Origin of the sequence: Minwuia sp. IMCC3009 (genome assembly GCF_029909415.1) — a bacterium.
Classification (GTDB): Bacteria; Pseudomonadota; Alphaproteobacteria; order Minwuiales; family Minwuiaceae; genus Minwuia.
This window is the reverse complement of record NZ_CP123781.1, coordinates 2533719-2553079: the sequence shown is the minus strand read 5'-3', so window position 1 is coordinate 2553079 and position 19361 is coordinate 2533719. Positions and strand designations below refer to the sequence as shown.

19 protein-coding genes are annotated in these 19361 nt (G+C 65.8%); 7 read left to right on the top strand and 12 right to left on the bottom strand.

From position 1 onward, the window contains the following. Positions 1–30: 30 nt before the first annotated feature. Positions 31–681 carry a (d)CMP kinase gene (gene cmk, locus QGV55_RS11980; RefSeq protein WP_281016574.1) on the bottom strand — a complete coding sequence of 217 codons (651 nt, stop codon included), beginning with the start codon at positions 679–681 and terminating at the stop codon, positions 31–33. Further along, positions 678–2159: an AMP-binding protein gene (locus QGV55_RS11975; RefSeq protein WP_281016575.1), complete on the bottom strand. Its 1482-nt coding sequence runs from the start codon at positions 2157–2159 to the stop codon at positions 678–680. The genes cmk and QGV55_RS11975 overlap by 4 nt, the downstream gene beginning before the upstream one ends. 526 nt (positions 2160–2685) lie before the next feature. Between QGV55_RS11975 and QGV55_RS11970 the strand changes: the two genes are divergently transcribed. The 3 genes from QGV55_RS11970 to QGV55_RS11960 are packed head-to-tail and all read left to right on the top strand — an operon-like array spanning position 2686 to position 5392. Continuing rightward, a complete protein-coding gene (locus QGV55_RS11970; RefSeq protein WP_281016576.1) occupies positions 2686–3465 on the top strand; it encodes a (Fe-S)-binding protein in 780 nt (259 codons plus the stop codon). Next, positions 3465–4883, top strand: a complete 1419-nt coding sequence (locus QGV55_RS11965; RefSeq protein WP_281016577.1) for a LutB/LldF family L-lactate oxidation iron-sulfur protein — start codon at positions 3465–3467, stop codon at positions 4881–4883. The genes QGV55_RS11970 and QGV55_RS11965 overlap by 1 nt, the downstream gene beginning before the upstream one ends. After that, on the top strand, positions 4883–5392 hold the full coding sequence (locus QGV55_RS11960; protein ID WP_281016578.1) for a hypothetical protein: 510 nt from the start codon (positions 4883–4885) through the stop codon (positions 5390–5392). The genes QGV55_RS11965 and QGV55_RS11960 overlap by 1 nt, the downstream gene beginning before the upstream one ends. A 10-nt stretch (positions 5393–5402) precedes the next feature. On the opposite strand, the gene aroA is transcribed toward QGV55_RS11960, so the two are convergent. Further along, positions 5403–6728 carry a 3-phosphoshikimate 1-carboxyvinyltransferase gene (gene aroA, locus QGV55_RS11955; RefSeq protein ID WP_281016579.1) on the bottom strand — a complete coding sequence of 442 codons (1326 nt, stop codon included), beginning with the start codon at positions 6726–6728 and terminating at the stop codon, positions 5403–5405. A gap of 200 nt (positions 6729–6928) precedes the next feature. Between aroA and QGV55_RS11950 the strand changes: the two genes are divergently transcribed. Together QGV55_RS11950 and QGV55_RS11945 are read left to right on the top strand one after the other, a co-directional pair. After that, complete coding sequence (locus QGV55_RS11950; RefSeq protein ID WP_281016580.1) at positions 6929–7399, top strand: Hsp20 family protein; 471 nt, start codon at positions 6929–6931, stop codon at positions 7397–7399. Then, positions 7392–7613, top strand: a complete 222-nt coding sequence (locus QGV55_RS11945; protein WP_281016582.1) for a DUF1150 family protein — start codon at positions 7392–7394, stop codon at positions 7611–7613. The genes QGV55_RS11950 and QGV55_RS11945 overlap by 8 nt, the downstream gene beginning before the upstream one ends. Positions 7614–7626: 13 nt before the next feature. On the opposite strand, the gene QGV55_RS11940 is transcribed toward QGV55_RS11945, so the two are convergent. The 6 genes from QGV55_RS11940 to QGV55_RS11915 form a co-directional block, all read right to left on the bottom strand. Continuing rightward, positions 7627–8466, bottom strand: a complete 840-nt coding sequence (locus QGV55_RS11940) for an LLM class F420-dependent oxidoreductase (RefSeq protein WP_281016583.1) — start codon at positions 8464–8466, stop codon at positions 7627–7629. Positions 8467–8532: 66 nt separating this feature from the next. After that, on the bottom strand, positions 8533–9306 hold the full coding sequence (locus tag QGV55_RS11935) for a hypothetical protein (RefSeq protein ID WP_281019919.1): 774 nt from the start codon (positions 9304–9306) through the stop codon (positions 8533–8535). Then, positions 9303–10094, bottom strand: coding sequence for a hypothetical protein (locus tag QGV55_RS11930; protein WP_281016585.1), 792 nt, complete (start codon positions 10092–10094; stop codon positions 9303–9305). Before QGV55_RS11930 ends, QGV55_RS11935 begins: the two co-directional genes overlap by 4 nt. A 91-nt stretch (positions 10095–10185) precedes the next feature. Further along, positions 10186–10929 carry a hypothetical protein gene (locus QGV55_RS11925; protein ID WP_281016586.1) on the bottom strand — a complete coding sequence of 248 codons (744 nt, stop codon included), beginning with the start codon at positions 10927–10929 and terminating at the stop codon, positions 10186–10188. Beyond that, positions 10926–12074, bottom strand: coding sequence for a Xaa-Pro peptidase family protein (locus tag QGV55_RS11920; RefSeq protein WP_281016587.1), 1149 nt, complete (start codon positions 12072–12074; stop codon positions 10926–10928). The genes QGV55_RS11925 and QGV55_RS11920 overlap by 4 nt, the downstream gene beginning before the upstream one ends. Then, complete coding sequence (locus tag QGV55_RS11915; protein WP_281016588.1) at positions 12067–13176, bottom strand: pyridoxal-phosphate dependent enzyme; 1110 nt, start codon at positions 13174–13176, stop codon at positions 12067–12069. The genes QGV55_RS11920 and QGV55_RS11915 overlap by 8 nt, the downstream gene beginning before the upstream one ends. 100 nt (positions 13177–13276) lie before the next feature. Between QGV55_RS11915 and QGV55_RS11910 the strand changes: the two genes are divergently transcribed. Together QGV55_RS11910 and QGV55_RS11905 are read left to right on the top strand one after the other, a co-directional pair. Beyond that, a complete protein-coding gene (locus tag QGV55_RS11910) occupies positions 13277–14092 on the top strand; it encodes an enoyl-CoA hydratase/isomerase family protein (protein ID WP_281016589.1) in 816 nt (271 codons plus the stop codon). A 55-nt stretch (positions 14093–14147) separates the two neighbouring features. Further along, positions 14148–15212, top strand: a complete 1065-nt coding sequence (locus QGV55_RS11905; protein ID WP_281016590.1) for a phosphotransferase — start codon at positions 14148–14150, stop codon at positions 15210–15212. Positions 15213–15306: 94 nt separating this feature from the next. Here QGV55_RS11905 and ada read toward each other — a convergent pair whose 3' ends face one another. The 3 genes from ada to QGV55_RS11890 form a co-directional block, all read right to left on the bottom strand. Next, complete coding sequence (ada, locus tag QGV55_RS11900; RefSeq protein WP_281019917.1) at positions 15307–16362, bottom strand: bifunctional DNA-binding transcriptional regulator/O6-methylguanine-DNA methyltransferase Ada; 1056 nt, start codon at positions 16360–16362, stop codon at positions 15307–15309. Between the two features lie 74 nt (positions 16363–16436). Continuing rightward, positions 16437–18257 carry an acyclic terpene utilization AtuA family protein gene (locus tag QGV55_RS11895; protein WP_281016592.1) on the bottom strand — a complete coding sequence of 607 codons (1821 nt, stop codon included), beginning with the start codon at positions 18255–18257 and terminating at the stop codon, positions 16437–16439. Positions 18258–18330: 73 nt separating this feature from the next. After that, the gene (locus QGV55_RS11890) at positions 18331–19248 is read right to left on the bottom strand and encodes a DMT family transporter (RefSeq protein ID WP_281016593.1); all 918 of its coding nucleotides are present in this window, start codon (positions 19246–19248) and stop codon (positions 18331–18333) included. Positions 19249–19361: the final 113 nt, after the last annotated feature.

The window sequence follows — 19361 nt, the reverse complement described above, 5'->3', positions numbered from 1 at the left end:
TTCGCACTCTGCAGGCGGGACATTCAGACCTCAGGCCTGACGCTCCAACCGCGCCGTAACCAGCTTACGGGCTGCGAAGAACGCGGCCTCTATATCCAATTCCGTTGTATCGAGCAAGTCCGCATCTGCTGCGGGTTTCAGCGGAGACGTGGCGCGGTTCGTGTCGCGTTCGTCCCGCGCGCGCAGATCCTGCAGCACATTCTCCAGCGTCACGTCGGTTCCGCGGGCCACCAGTTCGGCATGGCGCCGCGCCGCGCGCGCGGCCGCCGTTGCGGTCACGAACAGCTTTGCCGTCGCGTCCGGGCAGACCACCGTGCCGATGTCTCGCCCATCCAGCACCGCGCCTGCTGCCCCGTCGGGCGGTGTCAGGGCGAAGGCCTGCTGGAACGCGAACAGGGCATCGCGCACGGGCTGCAGGGCCGCAACCTTCGATGCCATGTTGCCGGTCGCTTCCTCGCGCAGGGCGGGGTCGGAGAGATCGCCGGGCGTGATGCCCTGCGCCGCAGCCACTGCCGCGTCGACATCGCTGCCATCTTCACCGGCGCGGATCAGCCGCAGGGCGGTCGCGCGATAGAGACCGCCGGTATCCAGATAGGCGAAGCCGAGATCCGCCGCCAGCCGCCGCGCCAGCGTCCCCTTGCCGGAAGCGGTCGGTCCATCGACGGCCACCACAGGTGTCATGCCTTGCCGTCCAGCCTGGCCTGCTGCATCTCGCTGCGGCGCACCTTGCCCGCATCGTCGCGCAGGGGCTCGTTCACGAACTCGAAGCTGCGTGGAATCTTGTAGCGCACCAGCCGCTCCGCCAGGAACGCCACCAGTTCGTCCTGGGAAATTCCGCCGGGCGCATCGACAATGCCATGGATGCGGTTGCCCAGATCCTCGTCCGGCAGGCCGATCACCACCGAGGAGCGGACGCCGGGGAACTGGTCGATCGCCGCCTCCACCTCCGCCGGATAGATGTTGGCGCCACCGGCCAGGATCATGTCCTTGCGCCGGTCGGTCAGATAGAGGTAGCCGTCGGCATCGACGTAGCCCATGTCGCCCAGGCTCTCCCAACCTCCCTCGATGGCTTTGCTCTCCGCGCCGAGATAGTGATAGGTCGTGCCGCGCCCGGTATCGGGGCGCAGGAAGACCTCCCCCACCTCGTTCGGTTCGCAGTCGGTGCCGTCCTCGCGCACCACCCGCATCGACGAGCCCTCGCGCAGCCGCCCGACGGAGCCCTTGCGCAGCATGGACTCATGACCGGTGATCCAGGTCGTGCCGGTGCCTTCGGTGCCGCCCATCAGCTCGAAGATGCGGTCGGGGCCCAGCCATTCGATGAAGACATCCTTCAGCCACACGGGGCAGGGGGCCGCCAGATGCAGCAGGACCCGCAGGCTGGACAGGTCGTAGCGGTTGCGCACCGCCTCATCCAGCCGCCAGATGCGCTGCATCATCGTCGGCACCATCATCATCCAGTTGATGCGGTACTGCTCGATCAGGGCCAGTGTCTGCTCCGCGTCGAAGCGGTCGGCGACCACGACGTGGGAGCGTTTCAGCAGCGCCTGGATGCAGAAGATGAAGGGGCCGTTGTGATACAGCGGCCCGACGACCAGGTGATTGTCGTGGTCCTGTTGCAGCAGCCAGCTGTTGTCTCCCCCGGCCAGCAGACCGGCATCGAAATCCCACAGCGGCGGCGAAGCCGCGACGATCAGCTTCGGACGACCGGTGCTGCCACCGGATGTCGGCGCCTTCCAGTAGTCGGCGATGATGTCGGGCAGGTCGCTGTCGTCGGCATTGTCATCGGGCATGAAACCGGTAGGCAGCGTGGGAGCGCCATTGGGCGTCGGCTCGCTTGTGCCAACCACCAGCGCAGATTTCGCCAGGTCGATGATCGCATCCCGCTCCATCTTCGGCAGCCGGGCGGAAACCGGCTGGGGAATGCCGCCAGCCTTCCACGTCGCGAAGGCAGCGGCCAGGAACTCGGCGCCATTGGGCAGGGCGATGGTGACCATGTCGTTGCGGCGCACACCCAGTTCGACATATTTCCGCGCCAGCCGGTTGGTCCAGCGATGAAATGCGGCCACCGTCCAGGTCTGCCCGTTGTGCGTGACCAGCGGCGCCTCCGGCTCTTCCTTCGCCCAGCGTGCCAGATTGGCTCCGAATGACAGTTCGACCATGATCCCAAATCCCTCCCCGAAGACCCGCAGAACCTATGCTGGCAGGGTTTCGGCTGGCAATGGGAAAGCGCGGGGTGCTGGTTTGTCCGCGGCTTGGGGATTTGTGATCGCGAATTGCTTCCGGGAAAGAAAGTGGCCCGCTGCCAGCGGTGCGTGAGGGGGTACGACCGAGGCAGCGGGCCGGGTTTTCAGAACCGGCGGACGGGTCATGGTCCCGGCGAGATCGGGTCGCAGGAGGGATTGAGGGTCCCGCCGGAACGCATGTCGTCCTTCTTGCCGGTTCGGGGCAGCCCGTCCGCATCACCGGCGGAGGGGGACGCCGTACGCGTGGTGCTGTTCGGACTGCCCGTCCCTGAGCCTGATATGTGAACTCGTGCAAAGCCCGCCAAGGGGCGGAATTGGGGCAATTTCAGGGCACACGCCAAGGTGAAGTGGCCATCACACATGGCGCCGCCCGTTGCGACCGTATTCCGGGAGATTCAGGACACGATTTGCGCTGCCCCCGAACCCCTCTATAACGTTCTGCATGAACACAAAATCCGCCCATCGGGCCAATGTCGGCCTGTTCGTGACCTGCCTGGTTGATCTCTATCGACCAACGGTGGGCTTCGCTGCCGTGAAACTGCTGCGGGATGCCGGTTGCACGGTCGAGGTACCGGAATCGCAGACCTGCTGCGGTCAGCCCGCCTACAATTCAGGTGACCGGGCGGATACGAAGGCCATCGCGCGGAATACAATCGCGGCCTTCGAGGATTTCGACTATGTGGTCGCGCCCTCCGGTTCCTGCGCCGGGATGCTGAAACACCATTATCCGCGCCTGTTCGAGGGGGATGCGGACTGGGAACTGCGGGCGAAGGCACTGGCGGCGAAGACACATGAACTGGTGTCCTTCCTGACCGATATCGCCGGAGTGACGGAGGTGGATGCCGCGCTGCAGGGCAGCGTCACCTATCACGACAGCTGCTCCGGCCTGCGTGAACTGAAGATCAAGGAACAGCCGCGCCGTCTGCTTGGCACGGTCGAGGGCCTGTCGCTGAAGGAACTGCCGACCGCCGAGACCTGCTGCGGCTTCGGCGGCACCTTCTGCATCAAGTATGCGGATGTCTCGGTCGAGATGGTCTCCCGCAAGGCGGAGGATATCCGGGCGACGGAGGCAGACCTGCTGCTGGCCGGGGACATGGGGTGCCTGCTGAACATGGCCGGTCGGCTGAAGCGGGAGGGTTCCGAGATCCAGGTGCGGCATGTCGCCGAGGTTCTGGCCGGCATGACGGATCGTCCCGCCATCGGTGAAACGGAGCAGATCTGATGCAGTCCGAAGCGCTCAACTTCAAGAATGCAGCGAAGGGGGCCATCGCGGACCCGAACCTGCGGCAGGCCCTCAGCAATCTGGAAACCGGTTTCGTCGCCGCACGTTCCCGGGCAGCCGCGGGGCTGGACGAGTTCGAGGCCATGCGCGATGCGGCGGTGGATCTGAAGAACCACATCCTGGCCAACCTCGATTTCTATCTGGCACGGTTCGAGGAACGGGTGGTGGCGCAGGGCGGCACGGTGCATTTCTGCGCCACGGCGGAGGAGGCGCGCCAGACCATCCTGGGTCTCTGCAAGGACTATGGCGCCAAGACGGTCACCAAGGGCAAGTCGATGGTGGCGGAGGAAATCGCCCTCAATCCCTTCCTGGAGGCCAATGGCGTCGAACCCATCGAGACCGACCTCGGCGAGTACATCATCCAGTTGGCGGAGGAACCGCCGAGCCACATCATCGGTCCCGCCGTGCACAAGACCAAGGACCAGGTCTCGGACCTGTTTCACGAGCATCACGGCAAGTACGGCAAGACCGAACGGCTGACCGAGCCTGAGGATCTGGTGAACGAGGCGCGGGAGATCCTGCGACAGAAGTATTTCGACGCCGACGTCGGGATCACCGGCGCGAACTTCCTGATCGCGGAGACCGGGTCGACGATCATTGTCACCAACGAGGGCAATGGTGACCTGACCCAGATGCTGACCCCGGCCCATGTCGTCATTTCCTCCATCGACAAGGTGGTGCCGACGCTGGAGGACGTCTCGACGATCCTGCGCGTGCTGGCGCGGTCAGCGACCGGGCAGGAGATGTCGGCCTACACGACCCTCTCGACGGGGCCGAAGCGGGACGGGGACCTGGACGGACCGGGTGGCTTCCATGTGGTGCTGCTGGACAATGGCCGCTCCGACCTGCTGGGCACGAAGAAGCAGGAGATGCTGCGCTGCATCCGCTGCGGTGCCTGCATGAACCATTGCCCGGTCTATCTGGCGGTTGGCGGGCACACCTACGGCTGGGTCTATCCCGGCCCGATCGGTGCGGCGCTGGACCCGCATTTCCTCGGGATCGAGGACGCGCATCACCTGCCGAATGCCTCCACCTTCTGCGGGCGCTGCCAGGAAGTCTGCCCCATGCGCATCCCGTTGCCCTCGATCATGCGGCACTGGCGGGAGGAAGCTTTCGAGAAGAAGATCAGCGCGAAGTCCGAACGCTACGGCGTGAAGACCTGGGCCTTCTTCGCCCGCCGCCCGAGGCTCTACCGCTTCGCCACCCGGATCGCGATGCGCCTGATGGGCCGTGCAGGTTCGGTGTGCGGCGGCCGCTTCGAGAGCCTGCCGCTCGCATCCGGCTGGACCCGTGGCCGCGACATGCCGGCACCGGAGGGGCGGACCTTCATGGACCGCTGGGCGGCTGGCGAGCGCTGATGACTGTCAGTGAAGACGCGGACCTGGTCTCCTGGCTGCAATCGGCGGTGCAGACCGGCGTGCTGCGCATGCATGTCAACTACCGCAAGGCCCGGCGCAACGGCGCCTTCCATCAGGCGCTGGTCGCGCGGGTGGGTCCCCGGGCGGTGAAGATCAGGGACCGGTTCCTGTTCGGGTCCTTCGCCCTGTTGCTGGTCTGGTTCGGCTTTGCCGAGGCCCTGGAACTGAACACCATCATGCTGCCGGTGGCGGGCTCCGAGATGTCGCTGGGGTCGATCACCTTCTTCGCCCTGCTGCTGGCGCTTGTCCTTGCCGGCCGGCGCTTTGTCCGTCCGCTGCAGGGACGCCTGCTGCATGAGGTCGTGACGAGCGATGCGGAACTGTTCGACAGCCTCTGGCGTGCCGGCGCGCTGGCCCTGATGGCCATGTCCGGCAGCGACCGCCTGTGCTCCTCGCCCAAGGGCGACTGGCGGCAGTTCGTCCGCCAGGCGCGTCTGTCTGCCGAATAGCGCGGGGCGGTCAGCCGATCCTGGCACCCAGCCCCGTCATGTGACCGACAAAATCCGGGTAGCTGGTGGCAATCGTTTCCGCGCCGGTCACGGTGATGGGCTTCTCGCAGAACAGGCCGAGTATCAGGAACGACATGCCGATGCGGTGGTCGTGTCCGGCGTCGATGGTGCAGCCGCCAGCCGGGGCCCTGCCGCCGGACCCGGTGACGGTCATGCCGTCCTCATGCTCCTCCACCGCGACACCCGTCGCCCGCAGCCCCTCGACCATGCGCGCGATGCGGTCGCTTTCCTTGACGCGCAGTTCCTCGATCCCGCGCATGACCGTCTGCCCCTCCGCCAGGGCCGCGGCGACGCAGAGGATCGGGTACTCGTCGATCATGGCAGCGGCATTGTCGGGCGGTGCGGTGGTGCCGTTCAGATGGTCGCCCCGGATCACCAGATCGGCCACCGGCTCGCCACCCTGGCTGCGCTGGTCCGTGAAGGTGATCCTGCCCCCCATCGCCTTGAGTACATCGAACAGCCCGGCGCGCAGCGGATTGATGCCGACATTGCGGATTGTCACGTTGCTGCCGGGGGAAAGCAGGGCGGCCACGGTCGCGAAGGCGGCCGACGACGGGTCTCCCGGCACCACGATCTGCTGTGGTGACAGTTCCGGCTGTCCGGTCAGGCGCACGGTGCGGCCCGCGCCATCCGGTTCGCTGACGACCTCCGCCCCGAACTGGCGCAGCATGTTTTCCGTGTGGTCACGGGACGGCTTCGGCTCCCGGACTGTCGTGACACCCGGTGCGTTCAGTCCGGCCAGCAGGATGGCCGATTTCACCTGCGCGGAGGCCACAGGCGAGTCATAGGTGATCGGCATGACTGTTTCCGGGCCGGTGACCGTCATCGGCAGGCGATCCCCCTCCCGACCCTGGAACCGTGCGCCCATCTGCTGCAGGGGCTTCGTCACGCGCCCCATGGGCCGTCCGGACAGGGATGCGTCACCGGTGAAGGTGGCGCTGATCGGATGCCCTGCGACCAGGCCCATCAGCAGGCGCGCACCGGTGCCGGAGTTGCCGAGGTCCAGCACGGTCTCCGGTTCCGCCAGTCCACCGACACCGACACCGTCGACCTGCCATTCGCCGGGTCCCAGCCGCTCGACCCTTGCACCCAGCGTGGCCACGGCGGCGGCGGTCGCGCGGACATCCTCCCCCTCCAGCAGTCCGGTGATGCGGGTACGCCCCACGGCGAGGGCACCGAACATCAGGGCGCGGTGGGAGATCGACTTGTCCCCCGGCGCGGTGAGGTCGCCGCCGAGGGTGGTTTCATTCAGGGGATGGGCTGTCAGACTGGTCACGGAGGGTGGGCCTTGTACTTCAGGTATCGGGGGCTGGCAGCGCGATAGCACAGCCGCAGGCACCTTGCCACGACTGCTGACTTGAATGGCTGAAATGAAGACTTATTTTCATGTGTGACGGGTGCCTATCGCTGGGCCCGTCTGTGGAGGCCGAGAGGTCTCCGGTCATGCTCGCTTAACCGACAAGGAGATGACGGTACATGTCCAGGATGTCCCTGTTCAACAGTCCGCACCTGCTGGGCTTCGATCATGTGGAGCGTGTGCTCGACAGGGTCGCGAAGTCCGCGAATGACGGCTATCCGCCCTACAACATCGAACAGACCGGCGAGAATGCGCTGCGCATCACGCTGGCGGTCGCAGGTTTTGGCGACGGTGACCTCAGCGTCACGGTCGAGGAAAACCAGCTCGTGATCCGGGGCCGCCGGACCGAGGAGGAGGATGAGCGCATCTTCCTGCATCGCGGCATCGCTACCCGCCAGTTCCAGCGGGCCTTCGTGCTGGCCGAGGGGATCGAGGTGCATGATGCACAGCTCGACAACGGTCTGCTGCACATCGACCTGCAGCGCCCGGTGCCCGAGACCCTGGTGAAGACAATCCAGATCAGGGCCGGCAAGTCCGGTTCCCGTTCCGTGATCGACAATGCGCCGGAGAAGGAGGCTGCAGATGACTGACCCGTTCGAAGCCGTCCGCCAGATCACGCCGGAGGCACTGGCCATGCTCGGCCAGCCGCAGATCGCCTATGTGAAGCCTGTCGAGACCGAACAGGGCCTCAAGGGCTTTGGCATCTTCTCCGCCAGCGGCCAGCAGGTCGGCGTCGCCCCCACCCGCGAGACCGCCTTCATCGCCGTGCGTCAGCACGAGATGCAGCCGGTCCACGTGCACTGAGGCTTCGCGCGCCTTACACCGTCATCAGCTTTGCCAGGTCGTCGAGCATCGGGATGATCCTGTCCTCGCCTTCCGAGGGCAGGCCGAAGACCAGACGCTCGACGCCTGCATCGCGATAGGTGGCGATGCGTTCGGGCTTCTGGGAGGCTGCGAAGATGCTGACGGGCAGGTCGTCCGGCTCGCGGCCCTCCGCTGCGGCCATCTGCCGGAACTGCGACAGGCTTTCCATGATGTCCCAGCCACGACCGTCGATCGGCATCCAGCCGTTGCCGTAGCGGATGGCGCGTTTCGCCCCCACAGGGAAGCCGCCTCCGAGGATGATGGGCGGATGCGGCTTCTGCACCGGCTTCGGCCAGGTCATCACGGGATCGAAGTCGACGAACTCCCCGTGGTACTCGGCCTTGTCCTGGGTCCAGATCAGCTTCATCGCCTCGACCTTCTCTCGCATCAGCCTGAAGCGGGTCTTGAAGTCGGTGCCGTGATTGGCCATTTCCTCGGCGTTCCAGCCACCGCCGATGCCCAGCATGAAGCGCCCGTTGGAAATCATGTCCAGCGATGCGACCTCCTTTGCCAGCTGCAGCGGGTCACGCTGAACCACGAGGCAGATGCCGGTACCGAGCAGCAGCTTGGTGGTCACCGACGCGGCGGAGGCCAGGGCAACGAAAGGGTCGATGACGTCGTAATACTGCTTCGGCAGCTCAGCGCCGCCGGGCCAGGGTGACAGGCGCGAGGCCGGTATGTGCGAATGCTCCGGCATCCACATGGAATCGAAGCCGCGGGCTTCCGCCTCTACAGCCAGTTTCGCCGGACTGATCGAATAGTCCGTCGCGAACATCATCACGCCGAATTTCATGGTTTCCTCCCCAATGCGTCTGCGAAAGCCTAACGCACGGGAGATGGCTGGCAAGCGTGTCGGTGCTCAGACCTCGCGCCAGCCCCAGGCATCCGCATGATCGGCGCGCAGGCGATACCCCTTGTCCAGCAGCAGCCAGGCGACGGTGCGGCGCTCGGGTGCGTCCAGATGCTTGTGCTCGTACTGGATCAGGCGCGGCCAGATACCGGCTTCGGCCAACATGTGGATGATGGCCCCGTCATAGCCTTCCGTATCGATCAGCACGATGGTCGGCGGCTTGGCGATTCCAGCCGTTTCCAGCGCCTGCCCGATCGGCATCACCGGGACGTGCGTCATCTGGATCAGCCCGGAAATCTCCGCCTGGGAAATCGACGGATCATATGTCCTCAGAATCCGGACAAGGTGGTCCCGGTCGAAGGAGGCGATGCCATCGGAGACCGTGCGGCCAAGTCGTTCGGAAGCAGTGTCGCGGTCCAGCGTGAACAGGGATCGTTCACCGGATTCGCGGTCGATGGCCGCCTGCAGGCATGTCACCTGCGGCACGTCGGCATATCGGGCGGCGAGGCGGGCGAAGGCGGGGCCCTGGGGTTCGATCAGCAGGGCCGCCGTGAACCGCTCCGGATTGCCATGCAGCAGCTTGCCCACGGGGTCGTTGGTCGCACCGTCGTTGGCACCGACCTGGACCAGTGTCAGCAGTTCGTCGGAGGCCATCGCGTCGCGCACCAGATCGGCGAAACCGACATCTGGCAGGCGCCACTGACGCAGATAGATCGCGGGGTTGCGGATGAGCGCCTTCAGGGAGAACCTGATTCCCAGGGTGCGCTTGATCTTCCTGATCATGATGCGTCGCTGGCATCCGGTCCGTCGGACACGGGCTCCGGGCCATCGTCCCAGTAGTCGGCGATCCAGGGGGTCGGCAGGCAGTGCCGGTGCGGTCGCCCCTTCGGCCGGTAGCCGTCCAGGGCCTGATCCGGGTCGGGGAAGCCGTGAAACACCAGAATGCGGGTGCCCGGCGGGATCTGTGGCGTCTTCATCAGGTTCAGCGGGAAGGCGGGAATGGCGTGACGCTTGAAGCTGGTGGCCCATTCGGCGGGCCAGTAGTACTTCTCCCCCAGCCCGTAGGTCAGGTAGGTCTGCGGCGGGCGGAAGTTCGCCATGGCCCACTCGGCCTCCGCATAGAACTTGTCGACGATGAACTGCGTCGTGCCTGCGGTCCAGCGGAACACCGAGGAATTTCCGACGTCCGGGCGCTTCTTGAACACCTGATGACCCTGGATCCAGTTGTGGATGATGCAGCGCTTGCCCGGCATGTATTCGAAGAAGCAGTCGATATTGTCGATGATCAACAGGTCGAGGTCCAGGAACAGGCATTCACCCTGCATGTTGCCCATGCCGGTCTGGAACAGGCCGAGCTTCATCCACGGCGTGTAGTAGTATTTCTCCGGCATGCGGATGTCGGGCAGGGGAAAGGCCTCGATCCCCGCGTCCAGACCCTTCGGGTCCTCGGTGAAGCACAGGAACCGGAAGGGTCGGTTGAGGTTGCGCGCCACGGCCCGGTGCAGGCGGTTCACGAACAGCGCCGGATAGCGGTCGCCCCACTTCAGGGTGACGATATTGACCTGTTCCATCGGCTGACCGGTCCCGTTTCGGAAAGAAGCTGTCTCCTACATAGCCCGAAGTGCCGGACCAATGCGACAAATGCCCCTGCCGACGGACTGCTCAACCATTGAACAGGACACCGGTCCGGTTTCCTGCGGCTGTCAGGCCGGCGAGGTGCAGCATGTGCCAGCCCAGTACCAGATTGCTGCTCAGCACCGGCTTGCCGATCAGCGCCTCCGCCTCGGCAATGATCGAAAGGCTGCGCAGGTTGGTGCAGGACACGAACACGGCATCCATTTCCGCCCCGGCGTCCATCTCGCGGATGGCCTGCAACAGGCTGTCCGAGGTGATGCGGGCGACGGTTGCCTCCTCTGCCTGTTCGAAGGACGCGAAGGCACTGATCTCCAGTCCGTTCTGCTGCAGCAGGTTGCGCATGGCTTCCGAAACCTCTGCCACATAGGGCGTGATGAAGCCGATGCGCCGGACGCCCAGGTGCGCGGCGGCGGCCAGCACGGCGGTGATCGGGTCGGTGGTCAGCGTGTTGGGGTGGACCTGCCGGATCAGCACGCTGACAAGCTGCTGGCCGATGATCGTGGCCCCCGAGGTGCAGCCATAGCCGACCACGGTCAGCGGACTGGCCGACGGCAGCAGGGCGGCCACCTGAGGCAGCTCCGCCTTCATCTGCATCAGTGTTTCACGGGTGACGGCGAGGCCGCTCGGGATGCGGCTGTGATACAGCGCGACACCGGGCTGGCTGAACATCGGCCCCAGTTCCGGTTCCATGGTTTCATCGTTCTGCAGCACGATCAGACCGAACCGCGCTGCGGCACCCGCGCCACCGTCAAGCTGATAGGAAAGGCTCATGTCGCAGCCTCCAGGACCAGCAGCTCGGCTGGCGCACGGCGCGACAGCAGTTCGGGTTCACCGTCGCGAATCACCAGATTCTCCTCATGCACCATGATCCGTCCCTCCGCCAGGACCATGCTGGGTTCCAGGGTCATGACCATGCCGGGCTGCATGACCGTATCGTCGAAGCCGATGATCGACGGCGATTCCGTCAGCTGCATGCCCAGGCCGTGGCCATAGCGCCCGACATCGCCGGTATCCTGTCCGATGACGGCCTGCATGGTGCGGTGCAGCTCGGCGCAGGTCACGCCCGGCCGCGCGACAGCAAGTGCCGCATCGGTGGCGCGGTGCAGGGTGCGGTAGCCCGCCCGGGCGGTCTCGTCTGCGTCGCCAAAGGCAAAGTTCCGGTCGAAGTCGCAGTGATAGCCGCGCAGTGTCGCGCCAGTGTCCAGCATCAGCACGTCACCCGGCTGCAGCGGGCGCGCACCGGGGGGCGAGATCACGTCCGGATAGCCGCCCGGACCGGCCCCGCCGACCAGATAGGGCACGTCGTCGGCTCCGGCACGCAGCAGTGCGACGCGAAACGCGCGGAACGCCTCCGACAGGGGCTGGCCGATATGAAACAGCTCCGGGGCCTTGTCGAAGGCATCGGAGGCAATGGCGCAGATGTGCCGCAGCACATCGATCTCGGCTTCCGACTTCACCATCCGCAGGTCCCGGACCAGCGGCGTGCAGTCGGTGAAACGGGTGCCGGGCAGGCTGTTCCGAAGCCGCTCGAAATCCGTCAGCGCCATGCGCAGGCTGCTCTCCCGCCCCATCGGCATGCCGACCACGGCAAAGCGTTTCAGGACATCGCCGAGCAGGCTGATCCCGTCATCGGTTGCGTGAGGTGACGACCAGGTCCGAATGTCGTCGATCCAGGTCTCGGCCATCAGGGCCGCTCCGATCTCCGGCACGATGGCGATCGGTTGACCCTCGCCGGGGACCACCAAGAACCAGGGGCGCGTCGGGCTTTGCCAGAACAGGGTGCGGAAGCCTGTGAAGTAGCGCACCTCCGCCTCTGTCGTGAAGAACATGGCGTCCAGACCGGTTGCGCGCATGGCGCGCTGGGCGCGGACCAGACGCCCCTCGAACTCCTGCTTCGGGAAGTCGGCTTCAGTCATCCGCCGCCCCTTCCGAGACATAGAGCAGGACCCGTGATCCGGCATCGAGACCGAATGTTTCGGGCTGCGCCAGAGCCTGCCGCAAACCGGTCAGACCGCCGGTGCCGGAGGGGCTGGAAGCGAGCCCCTTCGCCGCCAGCCAGGCCGTCGTTTCATCTGCCTGTGCATCGGTCACGGTCATGAAGTTGTCCGCCGCCTCCGCCAGATACTTCAGGGCGAGGTGGGACGGCTCCTTGCAGTCCAGCCTGCCCATGCAGGACGCCGCGCCGCTGGTGGTCACCGGGCGCCCGTCGCGAATGCTCTCGATCAGCGCCGGTGCCCGCGACGGTTCCACCACGATGATCCGCGGGTCATCACCCCATGCCGCACGCGCGGCGGCGGCTGCCGCCGCGGCCATGCCCCCGACCCCGGCCTGCAGGAAGATGTGCGTGGGTGGCGCAGGCACGTCATCCGCCGCCTCTGCCCCCATGATCAGATAGCCCTCCATGACATCACGGGCGGGGGTGCTGTAGCCGACCCAACTGCTGTCGGAGAGCAGGTTCCAGCCCTCCGTCTCCGCCAGGCGCATCGCCTCCGCCATGCTGTCCTCATAGACCGCGCCATGGCGGATCACCCTGGCCCCCTTGGCCCGCAGCCGGTCGGCGAACCCCTCCGGTACTGTCTCGGCCAGCAGGACCACGGCCGCCGCACCGAACAGCGCCGCGCCCGCCGCCATGGACAGCCCGTGATTGCCCGCGCTGGCACAGACATAGGTGGTGCCGGAAAGCGCGGTGTCATGCGCCGCGGCCTTGCCTGCCCGAACCGCGTTGTCCGCTGCGCGCGCAATGGCGAAGGCGGCCCCCAGCGCCTTGAAGCTGCCCAGACCCATGCGCGTGCGCTCGTCCTTCAGCCACAGGCTGCCGATCCCGAGGTCGCGCGCCAGGTCATGCCGGTCCAGCAGGGGTGTCCGGTGTGCTGCGGGGCAGAGCGTGAAGAGCTGCTGTGCGGCGCGTGCATCGGTTACGACCTCGCCATCCGCCATGCTTCCGCCTGTCTGGATCTCCGGCGGCAGGCCCTGTCCGCGCCAGGGGTTCAGAAGCACTTCGGTTTCGGTCTCGGTCATGATCGCCATTTTCCCCTTGTCGGCCATGCGCAACGCGGCGGGTGACACCTCCCCCGCAACACGGGCAGAATGGAGGGATGCTAATGGGGAGGACATCCAGATGACACACGAATTCAAGGCAACCAGCTTTGCCATCGGCGATGACGGTATCGCGCGGTTCACGATGACGCGTGGTGACATTCTCAATCCGCTGACCCAGGACCTGCGCAACGACTTCGTCGCGATGCTGGATCAGGTGCAGGGCAACATGGACGTGAAGGCACTGATCATCGCGGGGGAGGGGCGTGCATTTTCCGCCGGCGGTGACGTGAAGGGCATGGCGAAGCGGGAGTTCGCTGATCCTTCCGTGGCGCAGCAGCGGATGTATTCGACGCACACCTGGCTTGAGCGGCTGTGGAACCTGGACTGCCCGGTGATCGCTGTGGTGGATGGTCTGGCCTACGGCGGCGGTTTCGCCTTTGCCCTGCTGGCGGACTTCGTCTTCGCCGGTCCGAAGGCACGCTTCTGTTCGGTCTTCGGCCGGATCGGCCTGATGCCGGACCTGGGTCTGGTCTACACGCTGCCGCGCGTGGTCGGCATGCAGGCGGCCAAGGATCTGATGTACACCTGCCGCTCCATCGATGTGGAGGAGGCGAAGTCGATGGGGATCGTCTATGCGGTCCATCCCTCCGAAACGCTGATGGATGAGGTCGAGACCTTTGCCGGGCGGCTGGCCCAGGGGTCGAAGGCGGCCATGTCGGTGACCAAGCGGGCGGTGAACAAGACGTTCGAGGCGTCCTATGCCGAGACCGTGACGGCGGAGTCCACCGGGCAGCCGCTGCTGTTCACGACGGAGTTCCACCAGGAGGCCACACGTCGCTTCGTGTCCAAGGAACCTTCGCTGTATGACTGGGACCGCATGAGCAAGTCCGGCTGATCCGTTTCGCGATCCGGGCAGCTTTCGCGCACGCGCCAAGGGGGAGGAAGAGAGTTTGAGCAGCAACGCGACCGATGTGGAGATCATCGACGTCAGGCCACATCACAAGTTCGACGACGGTGCGCTGGCCGCCTACATGGCGGAACATGTGGACGGCTTCAGGGGGCCGCTGACCGTGCGGCAGTTCCAGGGGGGCATGTCGAACCCGACATACATCCTGGAGACACCCACCAAGCGCTATGTCATGCGCAAGAAGCCGCCGGGCGAACTGTTGAAGTCGGCGCATCAGGTCGACCGCGAATACAACGTGATGAAGGCCCTGAAGGGCGCCGACGTGCCGGTGCCGGAGGTCTATTGCCTGTGCATGGATGACGCGGTGATCGGCCAGGCGTTCTACATCATGGAGCATGTCGAGGGGCGCGTGCTGATCGACCCGGCCGTGCCGTCGTTCAGCAAGGAGGAACGTGTCGCCCTCTATGACGACTGGCTGCGGGTGCTGGCCGCGCTGCACATGGTGGATCATGAAGCGGTGGGACTGGCCGACTTCGGGCGCCCCGGCAACTACTACTCCCGCCAGATTTCCCGCTGGTCGAAGCAGTATGTCGCCTCCGTCACCGAGGAGATCCCGGAGATGGATGCGCTGATGGAGTGGCTGCCGGCCAATACGCCGGAGGCCGAGGAGGTCTCCATCGTTCATGGCGACTACCGTATCGGCAATTGTGTCCTGCATCCGACGGAGCCGAAGGTGGTGGCGGTGCTCGACTGGGAGTTGTCGACACTGGGCCACCCGCTGGCCGACCTTGCCTACTGCTGTCAGGAATATTACGGCCACGCGGCGGCTGGCGGATTTGCCCACCTCGACGACCCGCGGGAGATCGGCATACCGACGGAGGACGAGTTCGTCGCGCGCTATTCGGAGCTGACCGGGCAGGGCGAGATCACCAACTGGCCCTTCTATATCGCCTATACGCTGTTCCGTTCGGCGGCCATCGTGCAGGGCGTCTACAAGCGCGGGCTGGATGGCAACGCCAGTTCGGACTCGGCGATGAAGTTCGCCGGATATGCCGAACAGCGCGCCAAGTGGGCCTGGGATGTGGTCAGGAAGGCCGGTCTCGCCTGACGGCAAGGTCAGACCAGATTGCGGAATGCTCTCTTCCCCCCTTGCGGGGAAAGGGAACCCGGTCTCACGTCTGATCGCTGTGCAGGGTCTTGCCTCACCCCGCCTTGCGTTCCATGTCCAGCAGCGCCTGCTTGCGTTCCAGTCCCCAGCGGTAGCCGTGCAGCTTGCCGTCCGCGCCGATGGCACGATGGCAGGGGATGGCGATGGAGACGGGGTTGAGGCCGCAGGCGCGCCCGACGGCGCGGGAGGCCTTGGGCCTGCCCATCATCTCCGCCACCTGCGCGTAGCTGCGGGTCTCGCCGTAGGGGATGCGCATCAGCGCCTGCCAGACCTGCCACTGAAACGCGGTGGCGCGGACATCGAGCGGCAGCGACGGGTTGGGGCCGCGCTGGTCCAGATAGGCGACCAGGTGTTTCAGGGCGTCCTCCAGTCCCGTCCGGTCCTCCGTCAGCAGGGCACCGGGATATTCGATCTCCAGATCACGGGCCAGCCTTGCCGTGTCGTCACCCAGATAGACGGCGGAGACGCCCTTCGGCGTCGCGGCGGCGAGCACGAGGCCAAGATGGCTTTCGGCAAAGGCATAGTTCATGGCGATGCCGGTCGCACCCCTGGCATAGGCACCGGGTGACATGCCCAGGGTGCGGTCAGCACGCTCATAGACCCGGCTGGGGGAGCCGAATCCGGCCCCGTAGACCGCATCCGCCACGCCATTCCCGGCCCGCAGTCCGGCCTTCAGCCGCGCCGTGCGCCGGGCGTCCGCATAGTCACGGGGCGAGACACCGAGGGCGCGCTTGAACGACTTCTGGAAATGCTGCGGGTTGAACCCGGCACGGTCGGCGAGGGCGGTCAGCTCGGGGACGGCGGCGTCCTGCTCCAGGCTGCGGTCGATGCGGCGCGCCGCATCCTCCACCGCCGCCATCATCGGATCCACCATGTCCAGCCGCTCCGGGTGGCAGCGGCGGCAGGGCCGGAACCCGGCACGCTCTGCAGCGGCAGGCACATCGTAGAAGCTGACGTTCTCCCGCTTGGGGCGGCGTGCGGCGCAGCCGGGACGGCAATAGACGCCGGTGGTCTTCACGGCAAAGACGAAACGGCCATCCATCTGCGCATTGCGCTCGCAGACGGCGGTCCAGCGGTCCTGTTCGGTCATGCTGTCCTCCTCGGTTGTGTCAGACACCATGATCCTCCCTGCGCTGGCGCTCTATCCGCCGCTTGTGGCCAATGTCAGGCTGCCGCCGAGCCTTCGACCTCCCGGCGGTGCACGCCCCATGCGACAGGCACGTTCACCGGCAGATCCATCATGATCTGGGCGTAGGCCTTGCCCTGGTTGTCGGTGCGCAGGCTGGCGATGCCGCCGCCACCCAGCGCGTCATGCAGGAAGAAGTTCATCGCCCCGATGCCGGGCAGGTCATAGCGGTCGACACGGATCTCGCCGTCGAAGACATGCGCGAAATAGGACCCGACGATCTCCGGCGTCAGCACCTCCCGCAGCAGCGGCAGGTACTCCGGCGCGCGGGCCACGATACCGATGTTGGCGTGGGAGCCCTTGTCGCCGGAGCGGCCATGCGCGATGGCGAGAAGGGGCACTTCCACCGTCGGGCCGTCGGCAGCCGCGGCCGCGACCGGTTCCGGGCGCGCGATCAGGGACGGGTCGAAGGCGCCATCCGTGGGAATGGAGACCCCGATCTCTTCCCCGTCCAGCAGCACCTTCACGTCCAGGTCGGCCTTGGGCACGAGACAGGAGAACAGGCGGATCACCGGCTGGGCCTTGGGGCGACCGCCGCCGAAACCGGTGGTGCCCTGGCTGAAGGAAGTGCCGGCCGGCGCGATTTCCTTGGCGAACATCGACAGCGCCTTGGCGTCCGGGTGTTTCACGGCCAGTTTCATGATGGCTTCACGGGCAGCGAGTGCGCGGGAGTTGGCGCCATACATGGACTCGCCACCCAGGACCTCGACACTGGTTTCGGTGTAGTCGCCCATATTGCGCTCCGCCAGCATGCGGCGGGTGCGTTTCAGGATCGCTTCGGCTGTCTTGCGGCACTTGCCGACGGCATCCCAGCCGCCGATGACCATGGTCGCCACGGCCTTGAAGCCATCCTGGAACGTGGCCGAGACCTTGTAGTGCGGGGTGGGCGGCAGGCCCTTCGTGCCGGTGACCCGGACCCGGTTCTGCCCGACCTCCGTCACCTCGACCCGGGTGAAGTCGCAGGTCACGTCGGGCAGCATGTAGGCCGCCGGATCGCCGATCTCGTAGAGCAACTGTTCCTTCACCGTGCCCGGCACGACGATCCCGCCGGTGCCATCGGGCTTGGTAACGACAAAGCTGCCGTCGGCGGCACATTCGGCGATGGGATAGCCGATGTCATCCCAGTCCGGCACGTCCTGATAGTCGGTGAACAGGCCACCGGTGGCCTGCGCGCCGCATTCCAGGATATGGCCGCACAGGCTGCCTGCGGCCAGCAGGTCGTAGTCGTCATCGGCCCAGCCGAATTCGTGCATCAGCGGACCCAGTGTCACGGCGGAATCCACGGCCCGCCCGGTGACCACGATCTGGGCCCCGGCGTCCAGCGCCCGCGCGATGGGGATGGCACCGAGATAGGCGTTGATCGACCAGCACTTGTCGGGGAACGCGGCACCGGAGAACATCTCCGTCACGCCAGCGGCACGCAGGGCTTCCTCCTGCGGCAGCAGGTCGTCGCCTTCCACGTGCGCAACCTTGATCTGCACCCCGGCCTCCGCCGCCAACTGGCGGATGGCCTCGGCGCAGGCGGCCGGGTTGACGCCGCCGGCGTTGGAAACGACACGGATCTTCTTCTCCGCGATTTCCCGGATCACCTGTTTCAGGGCCACGGCAACGAAATCCACCGCATAACCGGCGTTCGCGTCCTTGGCGCGCATCCGGGCCATGATCGACATGGTGATCTCGGCCAGATAGTCGAAGACGAGATAATCGACCTCGGCACGGCGTACCAGCTGCGGTGCCGCAACGCCGGAATCGCCCCAGAAGCCGGATGCGCCGCCGATACGGATGATCTTGTCAGTCATGAATTCCTCCCCCGGAAGACACTGAAATTAGCACGCGTCAGTCGGCGCCGCCAACCGGTGTGCCGCCTGGTGTCTACGAAGTGACCTTCTGTTCGCGATAGACGATGTAGAGGCCGCTGCAGACGATGATCCCGGCCCCGATCCAGGTCCAGTGGTCGGGGAAGGTGCCGAAGACGAAGTAGCCCAGCAATGTCGCCCCGATGAGCTGGCCATAGCCGAAGGGGGCCACGACGGAGGCACGGGCATGCTGGAACGCCTTCACCACGAAATAGTGCCCGAAGCCACCCAGCGCGCCCATCGAGATGAACAGGATCCAGTGCCAGGTGGAGCGCGGCACCTCCATCCCGTTGATCAGCAGGAAGCTGGCGATGATGCAGCCCACCAGCGCGGTGTAGGTGATCGTGGTCTCGGGCGTATCCTCCGCCGAGATCTTGCGTGTCAGCACCTGATAGAAGGCGTAGCAGATGGTATTGCCGATCAGCAGCAGCGTGGCCCAGTGGAACTCCGCATGGCCGGGCCGGATGATGATCAGCGCGCCGGCGAAACCGACGCATACCGCAACCCATCTGCGCGCACCCACCTTCTCGCCCAGGAAGGGTACGGACAGCGCCGTCAGCAGGATCGGGCTCGTGAAACTGATCGATGCGGCGAGGGTAAGGTCAACGTACTGCAGCGCGAAGAAATACAGCGCCGTGCAGGAAAACAGCAGCAGCGAGCGGATGCCCTGCACCCCTGGCCGGTGGGTGATGAACAGGGACATGCCGAAGCGCGGGGCGAAGGCCAGCACCATGAAGATGAAATGGCCGGCGTATCGCGCCCAGACGATCTGGCCGTAGGGGTAGCCCTGCTCCCCCAGGTACTTCACTGTCGCATTCATCGGCGGGAACATGGAAATGGCCAGGCACATGAACAGGATGCCTGTCATGGCGCTCGGCTGCCAGATGACAGTCCGCGCTGACTTCCCCGTCGACTCGTCGTTGGCGATGGTCATTGGTGTGAACCGGATTCAATATCACGCATCGGCCAGTGATAACGCGTTCTCGGCGTCAGCAAGCATGCGCATATCGCAGGCGTCACAAACGCTGTGCGGGACCGTTGACGGGC